Origin of the sequence: Vibrio sp. 10N.222.55.C7 (genome assembly GCF_041473335.1) — a bacterium.
Classification (GTDB): domain Bacteria; phylum Pseudomonadota; class Gammaproteobacteria; order Enterobacterales; family Vibrionaceae; genus Vibrio; species Vibrio crassostreae_C.
This window is the reverse complement of record NZ_JBFRSC010000044.1, coordinates 48,898-67,631: the sequence shown is the minus strand read 5'-3', so window position 1 is coordinate 67,631 and position 18,734 is coordinate 48,898. Positions and strand designations below refer to the sequence as shown.

The window sequence follows — 18,734 nt, the reverse complement described above, 5'->3', positions numbered from 1 at the left end:
AAGCATCTAAGGCGTGAATAATAAATGTAATCGAATAGATATTATGAAAGTGTTGCTAACACTTTTTTTATTGCAATATTTTATTCGTTTAATCCGTGTAAAGTTACGGCTAGATTAACAAAAATCACATGACTAGTGTGAAGTTGCTCACGAGAAATATGAAATATTTGTGAACAAACTTATCATTAGTTTTAACCCAAGTGGGTTTAACTCAAATCTTGCGGCTCAATATCGAGTGACCAGCGAACTTTTTTCGCAGCAGGTAACATATTGATGGCCGGCTTGGCACTCATCAATAGCTTCTGCATTAACGAGCGCGTCTGAGTTTGTAAGATTAACTGCCAGCGCGATTTGCCCGCTCGTTTTGCTAACGGAGCCGGGGTTGGCCCTAACACCATGCAATATTGGTCAAACAGCGGGTGCGATTCCAATGTGTGACGAACCTGACGCAAGAACTCTTCCACCAAGCGAGTGTCATTGGCTTCTGCTCTAAACAGCGTCATAAAGGTATAGGGCGGTAACATTGCCTGCTTACGTTCTGCTAGCGCCGTCTGAGCAAAGTGGTTATAGTCTTTGTGTAGCAAGGCTTGCAACAACCCATGTTCTGGGTGGTGAGTCTGTAAGATCACTTCACCGGGTTTGCTTGCTCGTCCTGCGCGTCCCGCTACTTGGATGAATAGCTGCGCAAGACGTTCAGAGGCACGGAAGTCACTACTATATAAAGAGCCATCCACATCCAATAACGCCACAAGTGTCACGTCAGGGAAATGGTGACCCTTAGCAAGCATCTGCGTGCCGATAAGAATTTGGAATTCACCCTTACGAATCGACTCGAGCGCGCTTTCTAAGCTGCCTTTACGGCGGGTGCTGTCGCGGTCAATACGAATGGTTTTGTATTCCGGGAATAGTTGACCAAGTTGAGCTTCTAACTGCTCGGTCCCGACACCCACTGTCACTAAGTTTGCAGATCCACAGCCTTGGCAATTGTGCACGATATGCTGCTGAGAACCACAGTGGTGGCAGCGCATCTCATTGCTGTATTGGTGATAGGTGTAGTAAGCATCGCAACGTTTACACTCGGCCGTCCAACCACAATCGTGACACATTAATGCCGGAGAAAACCCTCGACGATTGAGGAACAGCATCACTTGGTTGCCAGCTTTGAGGTGTCTTTGCATCTCTGCAATTAACGACGCAGACAAACCACTTTCTAGATATTCACCTTTAACATCCAACACCTTATTGGTGGTCGGCAGTGCGACACCCGCACGTGAAGTCAGGGTGAGATAACTGTATTTGCCGATCTGAGCGTTGTGCAGCGTCTCAAAGGCTGGAGTCGCCGAGCCTAACACAACCGGGATCTGCGCTTTATGAGCACGCATGATCGCCACATCTCGAGCGTGGTAGCGCAGGCTATCTTGCTGTTTATAAGACGCGTCGTGTTCTTCATCGACAATGATAATACCTAGGTCAGCAAATGGCGTGAACAGAGCTGAACGGGTACCAATCACGATGCCTGCTATTTTATCGCGCGCCGATAACCACGCATTCAGGCGTTCTGAATCGTTTAAACCTGAGTGGATAACCTCAACAGGCACATTAAAGCGTCGCTTAAAGCGGTTAATCGTTTGAGGAGTGAGACCAATCTCGGGCACGAGCACTAACGCTTGTTTACCTTGATCGAGAATCGGCTTAATCATATTCAGGTAAACCTCGGTCTTACCTGAGCCAGTAACGCCCTCTAACAGGAAACAACCAAAGTCGGTTTGGCTATTTACGGTCGCAATCGCGATGGCTTGTTCGGCATTGAGCTTAGGTTTGTCTTGGTCATTCTCAAGTTCAACTGGCCATGGCTGACGTTTTGGCTTTTTCTCTATTGATTCAATCCAGCCTTTCTCTTCTAGCGTTTTGAGTACGGCACTGCCAACTTCTTCATCAATGAACTCTTGATGAGGAACCGGACCGTGCTCAAGCATGTGCATCACTTTGGCTTGTTTGACCGCGCGACCAAAACCTTGCATCAGTTGGTCTTTGCCTGATGGTGTTAACTGCCACTCAACCAGCGTCGCGAAGTCGGCGGCTTTGCCTTTTCGTAAAGCGCTTGGTAGAGCATTAGCCAAGGTTTCACCCAGTGGATACTGATAGAACTGGCTACACCATACCAAGAGTGAGTAGACCGATTCCGGCCAAACGGGTTGGTTGTCTAATAAGGCTTTAATGGGCTTGAGCTTGTCTAGCTCGAATTCAGATTCGTTAACCAGAGCTGTAACAATACCTGTTAAGGTTTGTCGTCCAAAAGGCACAGAGACTCGTCCACCAATAATCGGGAATAGGTGGTTAGGAATCTTGTAATCGAACTGCTTGTCTAGTGGAACAGGCAGTGCCACGCGGGCAATCATTGGACGCATAAAGGGACAGCTTTATCTGAGTTGACGAGAGCGAACAGTCTAATGGATAAGGGCGTTAAATTCGAGGAGCAGTTTGGATGAGAGTATCGAGTTAACGCGGGAAGATAACGATAGCCCGAAATCTCAGGCCGACAAAGGAAATAAAAGAGGCTATTGGTGAAAAATGTATCAAATCAGTTGATCCTGCCTTATAGATTCATTACTATACTGCGCCTTAAAGGTATGGCTTTATCGCAGTTTAGTGATGCAGCGGTGTCTTTATTTTATTTTTTAACTACGTGTGGTGTACGGCTTAGAATCGTATAGCGACACGGCCTACTTGAGGTTATCCCATGAAAACTGGTATCCACCCAGAATACAAAGCAGTTTCTGCAACTTGTTCTTGCGGCAACACATTTGAGTTCAACTCAACGCTTGCAAAAGAATCTATCCACCTAGACGTATGTGACAAATGTCACCCATTCTACACTGGTAAGCAACGTATCGTAGATACTGGCGGCCGTGTTGATCGCTTCAACAAGCGTTTCGGTGCTCTTTCTAGCAAGAAGTAATTCTCGCTATTTAGACATAAAAAGGACACTTCGGTGTCCTTTTTTGTTGCCTGAAATTTAAGAAAACGCTGAATCTTATTCAGCCATCAACTTCTCGAAAACGACAGACAACCCGCTTGAATTTTGTTTCATAACTTACACCCCACACTCCATTCTTGAAATCCGCTCGAAAGTTCAGCAAGCGACAGTAATTTCAACTGCTCACTGGTCTTATTAGTAGTGAAATCTCGTTTTTTAATGAGACAGAGGCTTTAACCACCTAGGAACTTTGAAGTACATCTATTAACATGAACAAGATCCCCCAAATAATAATATCCTAGGAACCTACACCTATGTCTGAAGACAGCCGCCAAGATCAATCCTCTCAAGCGTTATCGCCTCAAGAACAATTCCGTCAGCAAGCTCTTGATTACCATGAGTTCCCAATTCCAGGCAAAATTGCCGTAGAACTGACGAAGCCTGCAAACTCTGCAGAAGACCTAGCACTTGCATACAGCCCAGGCGTGGCTGAGCCTGTTCGCGAGATCGCACAGAACGTTGATAACGTTTATAAGTACACAGGTAAAGGCAACATGGTTGCAGTTATCTCTAACGGTACAGCGATTCTTGGCCTAGGTAACCTTGGCCCTATTGCTTCTAAACCTGTTATGGAAGGTAAAGCGCTACTGTTTAAGCGTTTTGCTGGTTTAGATTCTATCGATATTGAAGTAAAACACCGCACAATCGATGAGTTCGTTGATACAGTTGCGAATATCGCAGATACATTCGGCGGTATTAACCTGGAAGACATCAAAGCACCAGACTGTTTTGAGATTGAACGTCGCCTGATTGAACGTTGTGATGTTCCGGTATTCCACGATGACCAACACGGTACAGCGATTGTAACGGCAGCGGGTATGCTGAATGCGATCGAGCTTCAAGGTAAGAAACTTGAAGAGTGTAAGATCGTTTGTTTAGGTGCTGGCGCAGCGGCGGTTGCTTGTATGGAACTACTGATTAAGTGTGGCGCTCAGCGTGAAAAAATCTACATGCTTGACCGTAAAGGTGTGATCCATACTCGTCGTGATGACCTAAACGAATACAAAGAGCTGTTCGCAAATAACACTGATAAGCGTACGCTTGAAGATGTTATCGAAGGCGCTGACCTGTTCTTGGGTGTATCGGGGCCGAATCTACTGCCTGCTGAAGCACTAACGCTGATGGCTGATAAGCCTGTTGTGTTTGCATGTTCAAACCCAGATCCAGAGATCAAGCCTGAGCTTGCACACGAAGTTCGTTCTGACCTAATCATGGGTACAGGCCGCAGTGATTACCCTAACCAAGTAAACAACGTACTTTGTTTCCCATTCATTTTCCGTGGTGCACTAGACGTGCGTGCGAGCGAAATTAATGACGAAATGAAGCTAGCGGCGGTTAAAGCGATTCGTGAACTGGCGAAAGAAGAAGTTCCAGCTGAAGTACTAGCAGCTGCGGGCGAGACTGCACTGGAGTTCGGTAAGGGTTACATCATTCCTAAGCCAATGGACCCACGTCTACTTCCTCGCGTAGCACGAGCAGTTGCGGAAGCGGCTGTTGAATCTGGCGTAGCTCGTATCGAGATGCCTGCTAACTATATGGCTTAATAGCTGTTGCTCTATTGAGCCAAAAAGAATAATAAAAAACCGACTCATCTGGAGTCGGTTTTTTTATGTCTATCATTCACAGCGCAATCATAAAAAGCTATGCGCGATGTGATAAATAAGGTTCAGCTAGAGCGAATCAATAATGAAGGCAGTGACTGAGTTGTTTTTATTCTTCGTCAAACGCTTCGAACTCGATACCCATCTCTGTCATCAGCTTTTTCACTTCAGCAGGAATATCGTCTGGGCGGTCTTTACGAAGGTCTTCATCCGTTGGTAGTGGTTGGCCTGTGTACGCATGTAGAAAGGCTTCGCACAGTAGCTCACTGTTTGTTGCATGGCGTAGGTTATTAATCTGGCGGCGAGTACGCTCGTCAGTAAGAACCTTTAACACTTTTAGAGGGATAGAAACTGTAATTTTCTTTACTTGTTCGCTTTTCTTTCCATGCTCAGCATATGGGCTTATGTATTCACCATTCCAGTCGGCCATTGCGTACCTTCATCACTTTAGTTGTTAGAATAAATTAATAGTGGTGATTTTAGCGGGATTTACTGCCATAAGCAAAGACATATAGACGTCTAGAAGTGTTGACGTCTCACGTTTATGAAAGTAAAGTGAATAACATATATCTAACACAGCCGCAAAATGCCGACAAGCCGCTGTGATTCTCAGACGCAAAACTTGTAAGGAAGCACCTATGAGCAGCCGGAAGCCAGCAACAATCGCAGTACGTACTGGTATCGAGTCAGACACGCAACACCATGCCGTTGTCCCACCCATTTATCTTTCGACTAACTATGGGTTTCCCGCTTTTGGTGAAGTGCCAAAGTACGATTACACCCGTTCTGGTAACCCAAACCGCGGTTTATTAGAGACGGCACTGTTTGAGCTTGAATCAGGCAAAGGCGCGGTTGTGACTAACTGTGGTACTTCGGCGCTTAACTTATGGGTTTCGGCTTTCTTAGGCGGCGATGATCTTATTATTGCACCGCACGATTGCTACGGCGGTACTTACCGTCTGTTTAACACTCGCTCGCTAAAAGGTGACTTCAAAGTTCTGTTCGTTGATCAATCGGATCAAGCAGCGCTGGATGCGGCGCTCGCGCTTAAGCCAAAGTTGATCTTAATTGAAACCCCATCGAATCCACTGGTTCGCGTGGTTGATATTGCAGAAACTTGCCGTAAAGCGAAAGAGGTTGGTGCTCTGGTTGCTGTCGACAACACGTTTTTGACACCTGTGTTCCAAAAGCCTTTAGAGCTGGGTGCTGATTTTGTTATCCACTCAACCACTAAGTACATCAATGGACACTCAGATGTTATTGGTGGCGTTGTGGTCACTAAGACAGAAGAACACGCTGAAGAGTTAGCATGGTGGGGCAACTGTATTGGTGCGACCGGCACACCATTTGATAGCTACATGACTTTACGTGGTATTCGTACGCTAGGTGCGCGTATGCGAGTTCACGAAGAAAGCTCACGTGAAATTCTAGCGTCTCTGCAGCAACAAGATCTTGTTGGCACTATTTACCACCCAAGCCTTCCTGAACATCCGGGTCATGATATCGCGAAGAAACAGCAATCGGGCTTTGGTTCCATGCTCAGTTTTGAGTTTGCGGGCTCATTCGAGGCGCTTAAATACTTTGTTGATAAGTTAGAGCTGTTTTCTTTGGCAGAATCATTGGGCGGTGTTGAAAGCCTGATTTGTCACCCTGCGTCGATGACTCACCGCGCGATGGGTGAAGAAGCCTTAGCAGAAGCGGGTGTTTCTCAGCAACTACTGCGTCTATCTGTTGGCCTTGAAGATGTAGAAGACCTAATCGATGACCTCAAGCAAGCGTTTGAAAGAACACAGCGCTTTATCGCTGAAGGGGAGGGTTAATAATGGCAACCTTTCGCCAGCTACATAAATTTGGTGGCAGCAGTTTAGCGAATCCTGAATGTTACCAACGCGTGGTCAACATTCTTAGAGAATACTCATCAGCATCTGATTTGGTGGTGGTATCGGCAGCAGGCAAAACAACCAACCGTTTGATTGAATTTGTTGAAGCGCTCGACAAAGATGGTCGTATTGCCCATGAATGCCTACAAGCACTTCGTCAGTTCCAACTCGATCTGATTGAAGCACTGCTTGAGGGTGAATCAGCCGCACAACTTACTTCAACCATTCAACAAGAATTTACCGCTTTGGGTGAGCTAACGGCTCCCTTGAGCGAAGCACAAAAAGCAAAAGTGCTTGGACACGGTGAGGTTTGGTCTTCACGTCTACTCGCGGCTTTGTTGTGCCAGCATGATTTACAAGCCGTTGCTCAAGATGCGCGTGCTTTTTTACGTGCAGAAGTGGGCGCTCAGCCTGAAGTCGACCGCGCACGTTCTTACCCTCTGATCAAAGAAGCCTTGGCGCAGCATGCACATTGCCGCGTGGTGATTACGGGCTTTATGGCTCAGAACTGCGAGGGTGAAACGGTATTGCTTGGCCGTAACGGTTCGGATTACTCAGCAACCGTGATTGGTGCTTTGGCTGAAGTTGAACGCGTGACGATTTGGAGTGATGTGGCAGGCGTTTACAGCGCTGACCCTCGTCTGGTTTCAGATGCGTGTCTATTGCCTCTACTTCGCCTTGATGAAGCCAGCGAATTGGCTCGTCTTGCCGCTCCAGTGCTTCACAGCCGAACGCTACAGCCTGTGGCTCAAAGTGCTATGGATCTCAGCTTACGCTGCAGCTATCAGCCGGAGGCGGGCTCTACACAGATCGAGCGTGTACTGGCATCGGGTCGTGGCGCAAAAATCATTACCTCTTTGGATGAAGTGCTTATCGTGCAACTGACCTTTGGTCACGGCCATGATTTCGACCGTCTAGAGAGTGAAGTGCTTGAAGGGCTTAAGCGTGCTCAACTTGAGCCGCTTGCTTATGAGCTTGAACCGGATCAACACTGTTTGCGTCTTGCCTACACAGAAGAGATCGCTGGTGGTGCATTAGAATATCTCCAAGACCATGCGATTGAAGCTGAGATTAAGCTAAAAGAAGGTTTCTCTCTGATTGCTGCAGTGGGTGCGGGTGTGACTAAGAACCCTAACCATTGCTACGGTTTCTACCAGCAGCTTAAGAGCTCGCCGGTTGAGTTCATCTCAGAAGCGAACTCAGGCTTAAGCTTGGTGGCTGTGATTCGTAAGAGTGAAACATCAAGTCTAGTGAAAGGCATTCACTCTCAACTGTTCCAAGCGCAGAAGCGTGTTGCGATTGCCTTGTGTGGTAAGGGCAATATTGGTTCAAGCTGGTTAAGCCTGTTTGCTGAGCAAAAAGCGGAACTTGAAAAGCGCCGTGGAATGAACTTTGAATTGGTTGCCGTGGTTGATAGCCAAACCTATTGGTTCGACGATCAAGGCATTGATGCGACTTCGGTAGGTAAGCGCTTTGACGACGAAGCTATTGCTAACAATGGTAACGACTGGTTAGAGCGTTTGGGCTCTATTCAAGGTTATGACGAAGCAGTGGTTCTGGATGTGACTGCGAGCCCAGTGCTTGCAGCAAAGTATCTGCAAATCGCACAACAAGGTATTCACCTAATCTCGGCGAACAAGGTGGCAGGTTCTGCATCGAGCGAGTATTACCATCAAGTACAAGATGCTTTCGCTAAGATCAGCCGTCATTGGTTGTACAACGCGACAGTGGGTGCTGGATTGCCGATTAACCACACGGTACGTGACCTACGTGAAAGTGGCGATGACATCATTGCGTTGTCTGGCATTTTCTCGGGCACTTTATCTTGGTTGTTCCAACAGTTTGATGGCACCGTGCCGTTCAGCGAGTTGGTTGACTTAGCATGGCAACAAGGCCTTACGGAACCTGACCCTCGTGCTGACCTAGATGGCTCAGACGTGATGCGTAAGCTGGTGATTCTGGCGCGTGAATCTGGTTTGGATATCGAACCTGAAAACGTAAAAGTGGAATCGCTCGTACCTGCAGAGCTGCAAGATCTATCTGTGGATGACTTCTTCGACAAAGCTTCTGTACTGAGCGAAGAGCTGGCTGAGCGTTTAGAGAAAGCGCACTCTCAACAGAAAGTTCTGCGTTACGTAGCGCGTTTGGAGAAGAACGGTAAGGCAACCGTAGGCGTTGAAGCACTGTCTAAAGAACATGCTCTGGCGAACTTGTTGCCTTGCGACAACATCTTTGCGATTGAGAGCAAATGGTACAAAGATAATCCATTGGTTATTCGTGGCCCAGGTGCCGGTCGTGAAGTAACGGCAGGTGCAATTCAATCTGATTTAAACAGAATGTCTAGCCTGTTCTGATACTCAGATCGGTTGGTTTGAAACTCAGATCAATTGTTTTAGTACGTAAATGGCATACTATTCACTAAGATAAATAAGGCTGAAAGCACGATGTGTTTTTCAGCCTTTTTTCTACATTATTTCTGCTTTGCGACCCATCTAACGACTTGAGTTTTACTCACGATCTACTTGAGAAAAATTCATAATGGATCTGTTGACATTAAATCGTATTCAATACATTCTACAGACATATAGACGTCTAAACGTCGTTTAAGGATTTGAGTTTTTAGTGGTTGCTTTTGCCACAGGGAGAGTAAGATGGGATACACACACGCTAGTCATATCGACGCTTTAAATCAGAATATCGCTGAGCTTTCTGACAACATCAATGTGTCATTTGAGTTTTTTCCACCGAGCAGTGAGAAGATGGAAGAGACCCTGTGGAACTCTGTTCACCGCCTTAAAACACTTCAACCAAAATTTGTATCGGTAACTTACGGTGCAAACTCGGGTGAACGTGACCGTACCCACTCAATCATTAAAGAAATTAAAAACCAAACCGGCCTAGTGGCTGCACCGCACCTAACGTGTATTGATGCAAGCCGTGAAGAGCTGATTCAAATTGCCGACGATTACTGGGCAAATGGTATCGAGAGTATTGTTGCGCTACGTGGTGATATTCCAGCAGGCGGCGGCGCGCCAGAGATGTACGCATCTGACCTAGTCGAGCTACTTAAATCTCGCCACGATTTTGATATCTCAGTAGCGGCATTCCCTGAGGTTCACCCTGAAGCAAAAAGCGCTCAATCTGATCTTATTAACCTAAAGCGTAAAGTGGATGCGGGTGCCAACCGTGCCATCACTCAGTTCTTCTTTGATGTAGAGAGCTACCTACGCTTTCGTGACCGCTGTGTAGCGGCTGGCGTTGATGTTGAGATTGTACCGGGCATTCTGCCGGTTTCTAACTTCAAGCAAGCATCTCGCTTTGCTGCGATGAACAACGTAAAAGTACCGGGCTGGATGGCGAAGCAGTTTGAAGGTTTGGATGATGATCCAACGACTCGTCAGCTTGTTGGTGCTAGCCAAGCAATTGATATGGTTCGTACACTGAGCCGTGAAGGTGTGAAAGATTTCCACTTCTACACGCTAAACCGTGCAGAAATGACTTATGCACTTTGCCATACGCTAGGTGTTCGTCCGCAAGTCGCTGCGCTGTAAGAAAAGTCTAAGAAGTAAAGCCTAAGCACTTGTAAAAAGCCTCTGGCAGTAACATTTCAAATCCTATAGATACAAAAAAGGCTTGGACTCATAGAGTTCAAGCCTTTTGCTTTTCTAGCTTAACTTAAGCTAGAGCGCCAAGTTCAAGCAGTACTTCTTCAGCCCATACAATCCATGCTTCACGGATAAGTAGGTTACGACGAAGTGTTAGACGCTCAAGGCGTGCTTGCTTGTCTAGTGTCGATGGCGTTGCGTAGTAAGCTGCTTCGATTTCACGGTAGTGAGAAACCAGTTTGCGAGACTCTTCTACTAGCTCAGCAAGTTGTACACGGTAAGCGTCAGAAGGTTGTACAGCACAAGCCATTAGCTTAGCTGAGAACTCGTCACGAACGGTTGGGTGTGCAGTTGGTTGTTCAAACCATTCACCTAGCGCGCCACGGCCAGCATCAGTGATAGAGTAAACTTTACGATCAGGTTTGCCTTCTTGAGGCTCAAGCACGCAAGTTACCTGGTCGTTCTGAGCCATTTTATTTAGCTCGCGGTAAACTTGTTGATGGCTAGCTTTCCAGAAGTAACCAATGCTTGCGGAGAATTCTTTTGTGATATCGTAACCAGTAGCATCGCGTGTACTTAAAACGGTTAGAATTACGTGTGGTAATGACATGTCTGAAATCCAAATGGTAAACAGTAAACAAATACTTAAACAACAAGTGTGCTTCTAATGGCACGTTATATTGGTTATGTCTAAGTAGCACCAACTCATCGGTTGGTTATGTCACCTTACAAAGCCGTTTATCACCTAGGTTGACCAGTTTATTGGTCAAGATGCTGCAGATTATTTTTTGGAGTGTTTCCGCAGCGGAGCAGTAGTATATCTAAATAATAAGCATAAAGTAGAATACATGGACAAAATAACCCAAAAAACTGACAAAAAACTCAGTATTGCTTATTTTGTGAAATAAAAAGGTCGCACTAGGCGACCTTTTGTCTGTTGAATGGTAGGAATCACTAATTAACCAGTGTTTCGCATGCCTGCTGCAATGCCTGCAATCGTCACCATTAGCGCTTCTTCAAGCTCTGCTGGTGGTGTTTCACACTTACGAGTACGGTAAAGCAGTTCAGCTTGAAGCATGTTTAGTGGCTCAACGTAGATGTTACGTAGGCGGATTGACTCAAGTCCCCAAGGGTCGCTCTGCATTAGGTTCTCGTTGTTCTCAACATTTAGCACGGCTTTGATGTCTTTTTGCAGCTGTTCACGCAGTAACTCACCTAGTGGTAATAGCTCTTCGTCAACAAGGCGTTGGTCGTAGTACTTAGCGATTTCCATGTTGCACTTCGAGTATACCATTTCCAACATACCGAGACGGGTAGAGAAGAACGGCCACTCGCGACACATCTCTTCGAGCAGGGCTTGATGGCCTTGATCTACAGAGTACTGAATCGCTTCACCAGCGCCTAACCATGCAGGCAGTACCAAACGGTTTTGGCTCCAAGAGAAGATCCATGGAATTGCACGTAGGCTTTCTACGCCGCCATTCGGGTTACGCTTCGCAGGGCGAGAACCAAGAGGCAGTTTACCTAGCTCCAGTTCAGGTGTCGCTTGACGGAAGTAAGGTACGAATTTCTCTTCGCCACGAACCACGTTGCGGTAAGCCTCACAAGATACTTGAGATAGCACTTCCATTAGGTCGCGCCACTCTTGTTTTGGCTCAGGTGGCGGCAGAAGGTTCGCCTCTAGAATCGCGCTTGCGTAAAGGTTGAAGCTGTTTACAGCAACGTCTGGTAAGCCAAGTTTAAAGCGGATCATTTCGCCTTGCTCTGTTACACGTAAACCGCCTTTCAAGCTCTTAGGTGGCTGAGAAAGAAGAGCAGCGTGCGCCGGAGCACCACCACGACCAACCGTACCGCCACGACCGTGGAATAGAGTCAGTTCAATGCCTTCTTCATCACAAACCTTAACCAGTTTGTCCATTGCATCATATTGAGCCCAACCTGCAGACATTACGCCCGCATCTTTCGCTGAGTCAGAGTATCCGATCATCACCATTTGGTGGTTCTGGATAAAGCCACGGTACAAGTCGATGCTCATTAGCTGTTTCATTACTGCTTCTGAGTTGTTCAAGTCGTCTAGCGTTTCGAACAGCGGACATACGTCCATGCGGTATGGGCAGCCACATTCTTGCAGTAGTAAGTGAACAGCCAGTACATCTGATGCAGTACGAGCCATAGAAATTACGTAAGCACCGAAGGCTTCACGAGGTTGAGCAGCAATAACCTTGCAGGTGTCTAAAACCTCTTTAACCTGTTCAGATGGCTCCCAATCGCGAGGAAGAAGCGGACGCTTAGAGCTTAATTCATTGGTTAAGAAAGCAATCTTGTCTTGCTCGTTCCATTGGTCGTAGTCGCCAATGCCTAGGTAGCGAGTCAGTTCAGACAGTACATCTGAGTGACGAGTACTTTCTTGACGAACATCGAGACGAACTAGGTGTACACCGAACGCTTTTAGGCGGCGCAGAGTATCAAGCAGAGAACCGTCTGCGATTACGCCCATGCCACATTCGTGCAGCGATTGGTAACATGCGTAAAGCGGTGTCCAAAGTTGGTCGATGTTCTGTAGTGTTTCTTTCTTCGGTACTTCAGCATCATGCAGTTTTGCATCGAGCACTTCTAACGTGTTGTTCAGCAGAGTACGTAGGCTCTTTAGGATTGCTCGGTAAGCTTCATGCTCATCACCCGCTAGTTCACGAACGGCATCATTACACTTAGTCATCGATAGTTCGGTAATCAGCTCGTTTACGTCACCTAGGTAAAGGTCAGCGGCTTTCCAGCGAGATAGGCGCAGTACTTCTTTGGTGATGGTGTGCGTTACGAATGGGTTACCATCGCGATCACCGCCCATCCAAGATGAGAAGTGTACCGGGCGCGCATCAATTGGTAGACCTTCACCAAGGTAGCCTTTTAGTCGGCCGTCCATTTCACGTAGGAAATCTGGTACCGCTTCCCAAAGTGAGTTTTCAACAACCGCAAAGCCCCATTTCGCTTCATCAAGTGGCGTAGGGCGTTGCTGACGAATCACATCTGAGTGCCAACCTTGAGCGATCAGTTGCTCTAGGCGGCGTTCGGTTTTCACGCGCTCTTTGTGTGATAGGTCGCTTAATTCTAATTTAGACAGACACTCGTTGATCTTAACTAGCTTGTTGATCATGGTGCGACGAGTGATTTCTGTTGGGTGTGCAGTCAGAACGAGTTCAATGTTCAGGTCGCGAACGGCTTGAGCCGCGTCTAGCTTGCTGATGTCATTCTGGTTTAATTTGGAAAATAGAGATTGCAGCACGTCTGGTTCACAAACATGCTCCTCACAGTGGCGAGAGATGGTGTGGTACTGCTCTGCCATGTTGGTGAGGTTGAGAAATTGGTTAAATGCACGAGCAACAGGAGTGAGTTGTTCGTTCGGCAGGTTTTTGATTTCTTCAACTAGGCTGTCACGGTCAGCTTTGTTGCCTGCGCGGGCGGATTTGGAAAGTTTACGGATAGTCTCCACTTTCTCTAAGATAACGTCACCATGTGCATCTTGGATTGTGTTACCTAGCAAGCGTCCCAGCATGCTTACGTTACTCTTGAGAGCGGCGTATTTCTCGTTCATTGTCATCCTGCCTCGTAAAAAAATTACATCCATTGTTCCTTGTTAAGTACACAATCTAGCGAAAAGTGCTGTATCTAGTCAAATAAAGCATTCTAAGTTTGCAATTATTAGTTTTCGAAATGCGAGAGAAGTAAATTTCCCAATAGTTCGGAATTAAAGTGAAATTTAATTACAAGATCAGGCTGTGTCTGGGATAACAGAATAAAAGCCACCTTTTCGGGTAGCTTTTATACGAAAATATTGGAAGAAAAGTAATAACTAGAAACAATATTTGCGGATCGACTTACTCAGAACATCAATCGTTGGATCGATAAAATCGAAGCTTAGGAACTCATCTGGTTGGTGAGCTTGGTCGATTGAGCCTGGACCCAGCACTAAGGTTGGGCAAAGTTCTTGAAGGAAAGGTGCTTCTGTACAGTAGTTCACGGTTTGTGATTCAGTTTCGCAAACTGATTCCATGCCACCGATAAATGGATGGTCATGTTGGCACTCGTAACCTGGGATAGGTTCGTGCAGTGGCGTAATCTCAATTCTGCCCGGCCATTTTGCTTCTACTTCTTTGAGTGCGCTGCGCAGCATGTTATCCAAACCATCTAAGCTGATACCCGGTAAAGGACGTACATCGTAGTGCAGCTCACAGCAACCACAGATACGGTTCGCGCTGTCGCCACCGTGAATATGGCCAAGGTTTAGAGTGGGGCTTGGAATTGCGAAACCCGGGTGGTGATACTCTTTGACTAGCTTGTCACGCAGTTGCATTAAAGCGAACAACACTTCATGCATGATCTCGATGGCGTTGACACCTAATGCAGGATCAGAAGAGTGACCTGATTTACCCGTTACTCGCACAGCGTTAGCAACATGGCCTTTATGGCCACGAATCGGCACAAGGCTGGTTGGCTCACCAATAATGCAGTAATCCGGTTTAAACGGTGCATTTTCAGTGAAATGACGCGCACCCAGCATGGTGGTCTCTTCGTCACAGGTTGCCAATACATATAGCGGCTTGGTCTGTTTGCTCCAATCCATCTTCTTTGCCGCTTCATAAACGAAAGCGAAAAAGCCTTTCATATCGGCTGTGCCTAATCCATAGAAGCGATTGTTGTGTTCTGTTAGTGCGTGAGGGTCGAAGTTCCAACGTCCTTCATCAAATGGCACTGTGTCGCTGTGTCCTGCGAGTAGCAAGCCACCTTCGCCCGATCCCATCTTAGCGACCATATTATGCTTGCCGGGTTCGACTTCCACGACTTCAACGCTAAAGCCTACGTCTTTAAACCATTGAGCCATTTTTTCGATCACTTTCTCGTTGCCATGATCCCAGCTTGGATCGGTCGAGCTAATAGAGTCTGTGGAAATTAGGCCTTTGTAGACCTCAAGAAAACTCGGTAATTGCATAATAACTTCACTTCTACTATTGACAGGAAAACCATAAGTCGGTAAAACACATATTAAATCATATTTAATGCATAAGAAATCAAATAAAGCTAAAAATTAAGTATGAATAGTCAAATTTGAAATGTAACTTACCTCAAAAATGGATGTGTTGAGATGTTGAAAACCACGATCATTGGCGCAAGCGGCTACACAGGAGCAGAACTGGCTCTAATGATAAACAGACACCCTGAGCTCACGCTATCAGGTTTATATGTCTCAGCCAATAGTGTAGACGCAGGTAAACCTATTGCGGCACTGCACGGTAAGTTAGCTGGTTTGATTGATATGCCAGTACAACCTTTAACAAATCCGGAAGAAGTAGCTAAACAATCTGATGTGATTTTCTTAGCAACGGCACACGAGGTTAGTCACGACCTAGCGCCAATCTTTCTAGAGAACGATTGCCAAGTCTTCGACCTATCGGGAGCATTCAGAGTTAAAGGCGAAAACTTCTATCAAGAGTTTTACGGTTTTGAACATCAACACGAACAATGGCTAGACAAAGCGGCTTACGGTTTAGCGGAATGGAACGAACAAGAAATTAAAGAAGCTCAGCTTGTCGCTGTCGCGGGTTGTTACCCAACGGCATCACAACTGGCGATTAAACCTTTGGTTGAGGCCAAGTTACTGGATGAAAACCAATGGCCAGTGATTAACGCGACTAGCGGTGTGACTGGTGCAGGCCGCAAGGCGACGATGGTTAACAGCTTCTGCGAAGTAAGCCTGCAAGCTTATGGCGTCTTCAATCACCGTCATCAACCTGAAATGGCTGCACATTTAGGATGTGATGTGATTTTCACTCCACAACTCGGCAACTTTAAGCGCGGTATTTTAGCGACCATCACCATGAAACTGGCTGAAGGCGTGACAGAACAACAGATACAAGATGCCTTTGAACAAGCTTACCAAGGTAAACCAGCAGTGAGACTACTCGAAGAGACACTGCCAAGAATTCAAGATGTAGAACAGACACCTTTCTGCGACTTAGGTTGGAAGGTTCAAGGTCAACACATCATCGTTGTTTCAGCGATTGATAACTTATTAAAGGGTGCATCTAGCCAAGCGATGCAGTGTTTAAATTTACGTTATGGTTTTGCGCCATTAACTGCGTTAGTGTAAGGAAATCTAGATATGAGCCTTAATAATCAACCATTAATCATAAAGTTAGGTGGCGCTGCGCTATCTTGTGGTGAAACACTTAGCAAGTTATTTGGTGCTATCTCTGCTTACCAACAACAGGCACAACGACCAATCGTGATTGTTCACGGTGGCGGTTACCTTGTTGATGATTTGATGAATAAGTTGAATCTAGAAACCGTTAAGAAAGAAGGGCTACGTGTTACTCCTTATGATCAGATCCCTGTGATCGCTGGTGCACTAGCGGGCACGGCCAACAAACTACTTCAAGGTCAGGCAATTAAAGACGGTATCAATGCCGTTGGTTTAAGCCTAGCAGACGGTGGTTTATGCAAAGTGAGCGAACTGAACCCTGAACTGGGCGCGGTAGGAAAAGCGGAGCCGGGCGACTCAACCGTTCTGCAAGCGATTCTTAATGCGGGCGCACTGCCAATCATTAGCTCAATTGGTCTTACTGAGCAAGGTCAACTGATGAACGTCAATGCCGACCAAGCTGCGGTTGCCGTTGCGGGCGCACTTGATGCTGAACTGGTACTGCTTTCTGATGTAAGTGGTGTGTTGGATGGCAAAGGCCACCTCATTCCAAGTCTTAATCAACAGCAAGCCGATGACCTTATTGCCGGCAAAGTGATTACCGACGGCATGATCGTTAAGGTTCAAGCTGCACTAGAAGCCGCTAACGACCTTGGACGACCAATCGAAGTTGCCACTTGGCGATACCCAGAAAAGCTAACACAACTGTTTTCAGGTAAAAGCATAGGAACACAGTTTTTACCTCAGTAGGTCTCACAACGAGTCACTACTTAAAGAATTTAGACAAATTAAATAAACATATAATTATGAAGTCATTTCCAACGCTGACCGCCATGTGCAGTATGGAAACTAGGAGAAAGAAAATGAGCAAAGTTAACGTAAAGAAAGTTGTAGTAGCCTACTCTGGCGGTCTAGACACATCAGTAATCATTCCATGGTTGAAAGAGAACTATGACTGTGAAGTGGTTGCGTTTGTTGCGGATGTTGGTCAAGGCGACGAAGAGTTGATTGGTATCGAAGAGAAAGCAAAAGCTTCTGGTGCATCTGAGTGTTACATCGCAGACCTTAAAGAAGAGATGGTTGCTGACTACATCTACCCAACGCTGAAAACGGGCGCTTACTACGAAGGTAAATACCTACTAGGTACGTCGATGGCGCGTCCAATCATCGCGAAAGCACAGGTTGAAGTCGCACGTAAAGTAGGTGCAGACGCACTGTGTCACGGCTGTACTGGTAAAGGTAATGACCAAGTTCGTTTTGAAGGCGCATTTGCTGCACTAGCACCTGATCTACACGTAATTGCACCATGGCGTGAATGGGATCTAGTGAGTCGTGAAGAGTGTCTAGATTACCTGGCTGAGCGTAACATCCCTTGTACGGCTTCTCTTACTAAGATTTACTCGCGTGATGCAAACGCATGGCACATCTCAACAGAAGGCGGCGTTCTAGAAAACACATGGAATGCACCTAACGAAGATTGCTGGGCTTGGACTGTAGACCCTGAGCAAGCGCCAAACGAATCTGAAACAGTGACGCTTAAAGTTGAAAAAGGCGAAGTGGTTGCGGTTGATGGCGAAACAATGACGCCATACAACGCACTGGTTTACCTAAACGAGAAAGGTGCTAAGCACGGTGTTGGTCGTATCGATATCGTAGAGAACCGTCTTGTTGGCATGAAGTCTCGTGGTTGTTACGAAACTCCGGGTGGCACAATCATGATGGAAGCACTGCGTGCAGTAGAGCAACTGGTTCTTGATAAAGCGGCATTCGAATTCCGTGAAGAGCTCGGTGTTAAGGCTTCTCACCTTGTATACGATGGTCGTTGGTTCACTCCACTATGTAAGTCAATCCTTGCCGCGACAGAAGAGCTAGCACAAGACGTGAATGGTGAAGTGGTTATCAAGCTTTACAAAGGCCATGCAACGGTGACTCAGAAGCGTTCTGACAACAGCCTGTACTCAGAAGAGTTTGCAACCTTTGGTGAAGATGAAGTTTACGACCAAAGCCATGCTGAAGGCTTCATCCGCCTTTACTCGCTATCAAGCCGTATCCGTGCTTTGAATAGCCAAAAGTAATCCTAACAATGAGTTAGTGAGCTAGCCTTTGATGAAAGATTGAAGGTTAGTAAACAGACATTATTATGCAAAGCCCATTCACTATTGATTAGTGAGTGGGCTTTTTACTTTCTATTTGCCTAATAAATCAGCTTCGGTTTTTCCTATCGGATGGCATATAATTCGCGCTCCACGCTAAAAATAATCAATGGATTGAACTGTTGGTGAATAAATATGTGAAAATAATGAATTAATACTTTATTTTCATTTTGAATTGCCGTAAGTTTAAACCATCAGAAAAATACTGAATCTTAATCAGAATTATCATTTGCAAAAACAGTGAGCACTGTGCAATTAGGAGATA

13 protein-coding genes are annotated in these 18,734 nt (G+C 46.2%); 8 read left to right on the top strand and 5 right to left on the bottom strand.

Translation table 11 applies throughout. The annotated features are described in order from the left end of the window. Positions 1–206 precede the first annotated feature (206 nt). Positions 207–2,408 carry a primosomal protein N' gene (gene priA / locus AB4482_RS15590; protein WP_372128623.1) on the bottom strand — a complete coding sequence of 734 codons (2,202 nt, stop codon included), beginning with the start codon at positions 2,406–2,408 and terminating at the stop codon, positions 207–209. Positions 2,409–2,740: 332 nt separating this feature from the next. On the opposite strand from priA, the gene rpmE reads away from it, so the two are divergent. Further along, positions 2,741–2,959, top strand: a complete 219-nt coding sequence (gene rpmE, locus AB4482_RS15585; protein ID WP_004729688.1) for a 50S ribosomal protein L31 — start codon at positions 2,741–2,743, stop codon at positions 2,957–2,959. A gap of 332 nt (positions 2,960–3,291) precedes the next feature. After that, positions 3,292–4,581 (top strand): malic enzyme-like NAD(P)-binding protein, encoded by a 1,290-nt coding sequence (locus AB4482_RS15580; protein WP_372128624.1) that lies wholly within the window; start codon positions 3,292–3,294, stop codon positions 4,579–4,581. A 166-nt stretch (positions 4,582–4,747) separates the two neighbouring features. Here AB4482_RS15580 and metJ read toward each other — a convergent pair whose 3' ends face one another. Beyond that, positions 4,748–5,068, bottom strand: coding sequence for a met regulon transcriptional regulator MetJ (gene metJ, locus AB4482_RS15575; RefSeq protein WP_004415993.1), 321 nt, complete (start codon positions 5,066–5,068; stop codon positions 4,748–4,750). A 208-nt stretch (positions 5,069–5,276) separates the two neighbouring features. Between metJ and AB4482_RS15570 the strand changes: the two genes are divergently transcribed. The 3 genes from AB4482_RS15570 (at position 5,277) to metF (ending at position 10,069) form a co-directional block, all read left to right on the top strand. Beyond that, the gene (locus AB4482_RS15570; RefSeq protein WP_372128626.1) at positions 5,277–6,458 is read left to right on the top strand and encodes an O-succinylhomoserine (thiol)-lyase; all 1,182 of its coding nucleotides are present in this window, start codon (positions 5,277–5,279) and stop codon (positions 6,456–6,458) included. A 2-nt stretch (positions 6,459–6,460) separates the two neighbouring features. Further along, entirely contained in the window at positions 6,461–8,872 is a 2,412-nt protein-coding gene (locus AB4482_RS15565; protein ID WP_017063682.1) for a bifunctional aspartate kinase/homoserine dehydrogenase II, read from the top strand. 297 nt (positions 8,873–9,169) lie between these two features. Further along, entirely contained in the window at positions 9,170–10,069 is a 900-nt protein-coding gene (gene metF / locus AB4482_RS15560; RefSeq protein ID WP_004729683.1) for a methylenetetrahydrofolate reductase, read from the top strand. A gap of 124 nt (positions 10,070–10,193) precedes the next feature. On the opposite strand, the gene AB4482_RS15555 is transcribed toward metF, so the two are convergent. From AB4482_RS15555 to argE, 3 genes are all read right to left on the bottom strand, one after another. Continuing rightward, the gene (locus AB4482_RS15555) at positions 10,194–10,733 is read right to left on the bottom strand and encodes a PadR family transcriptional regulator (RefSeq protein ID WP_017061141.1); all 540 of its coding nucleotides are present in this window, start codon (positions 10,731–10,733) and stop codon (positions 10,194–10,196) included. A 348-nt stretch (positions 10,734–11,081) separates the two neighbouring features. Continuing rightward, entirely contained in the window at positions 11,082–13,718 is a 2,637-nt protein-coding gene (gene ppc, locus AB4482_RS15550) for a phosphoenolpyruvate carboxylase (RefSeq protein WP_017071318.1), read from the bottom strand. 252 nt (positions 13,719–13,970) lie between these two features. Next, positions 13,971–15,107 carry an acetylornithine deacetylase gene (gene argE, locus AB4482_RS15545; RefSeq protein ID WP_009848891.1) on the bottom strand — a complete coding sequence of 379 codons (1,137 nt, stop codon included), beginning with the start codon at positions 15,105–15,107 and terminating at the stop codon, positions 13,971–13,973. 153 nt (positions 15,108–15,260) lie between these two features. Between argE and argC the strand changes: the two genes are divergently transcribed. The 3 genes from argC to AB4482_RS15530 all read left to right on the top strand — a co-directional run bounded on the left by argC (position 15,261) and on the right by AB4482_RS15530 (position 18,391). Continuing rightward, the gene (argC, locus tag AB4482_RS15540) at positions 15,261–16,265 is read left to right on the top strand and encodes an N-acetyl-gamma-glutamyl-phosphate reductase (protein ID WP_137001066.1); all 1,005 of its coding nucleotides are present in this window, start codon (positions 15,261–15,263) and stop codon (positions 16,263–16,265) included. 12 nt (positions 16,266–16,277) lie between these two features. Beyond that, the gene (gene argB, locus AB4482_RS15535; protein ID WP_017063686.1) at positions 16,278–17,066 is read left to right on the top strand and encodes an acetylglutamate kinase; all 789 of its coding nucleotides are present in this window, start codon (positions 16,278–16,280) and stop codon (positions 17,064–17,066) included. A gap of 113 nt (positions 17,067–17,179) precedes the next feature. Next, the gene (locus AB4482_RS15530; protein WP_017061137.1) at positions 17,180–18,391 is read left to right on the top strand and encodes an argininosuccinate synthase; all 1,212 of its coding nucleotides are present in this window, start codon (positions 17,180–17,182) and stop codon (positions 18,389–18,391) included. Positions 18,392–18,734: the final 343 nt, after the last annotated feature.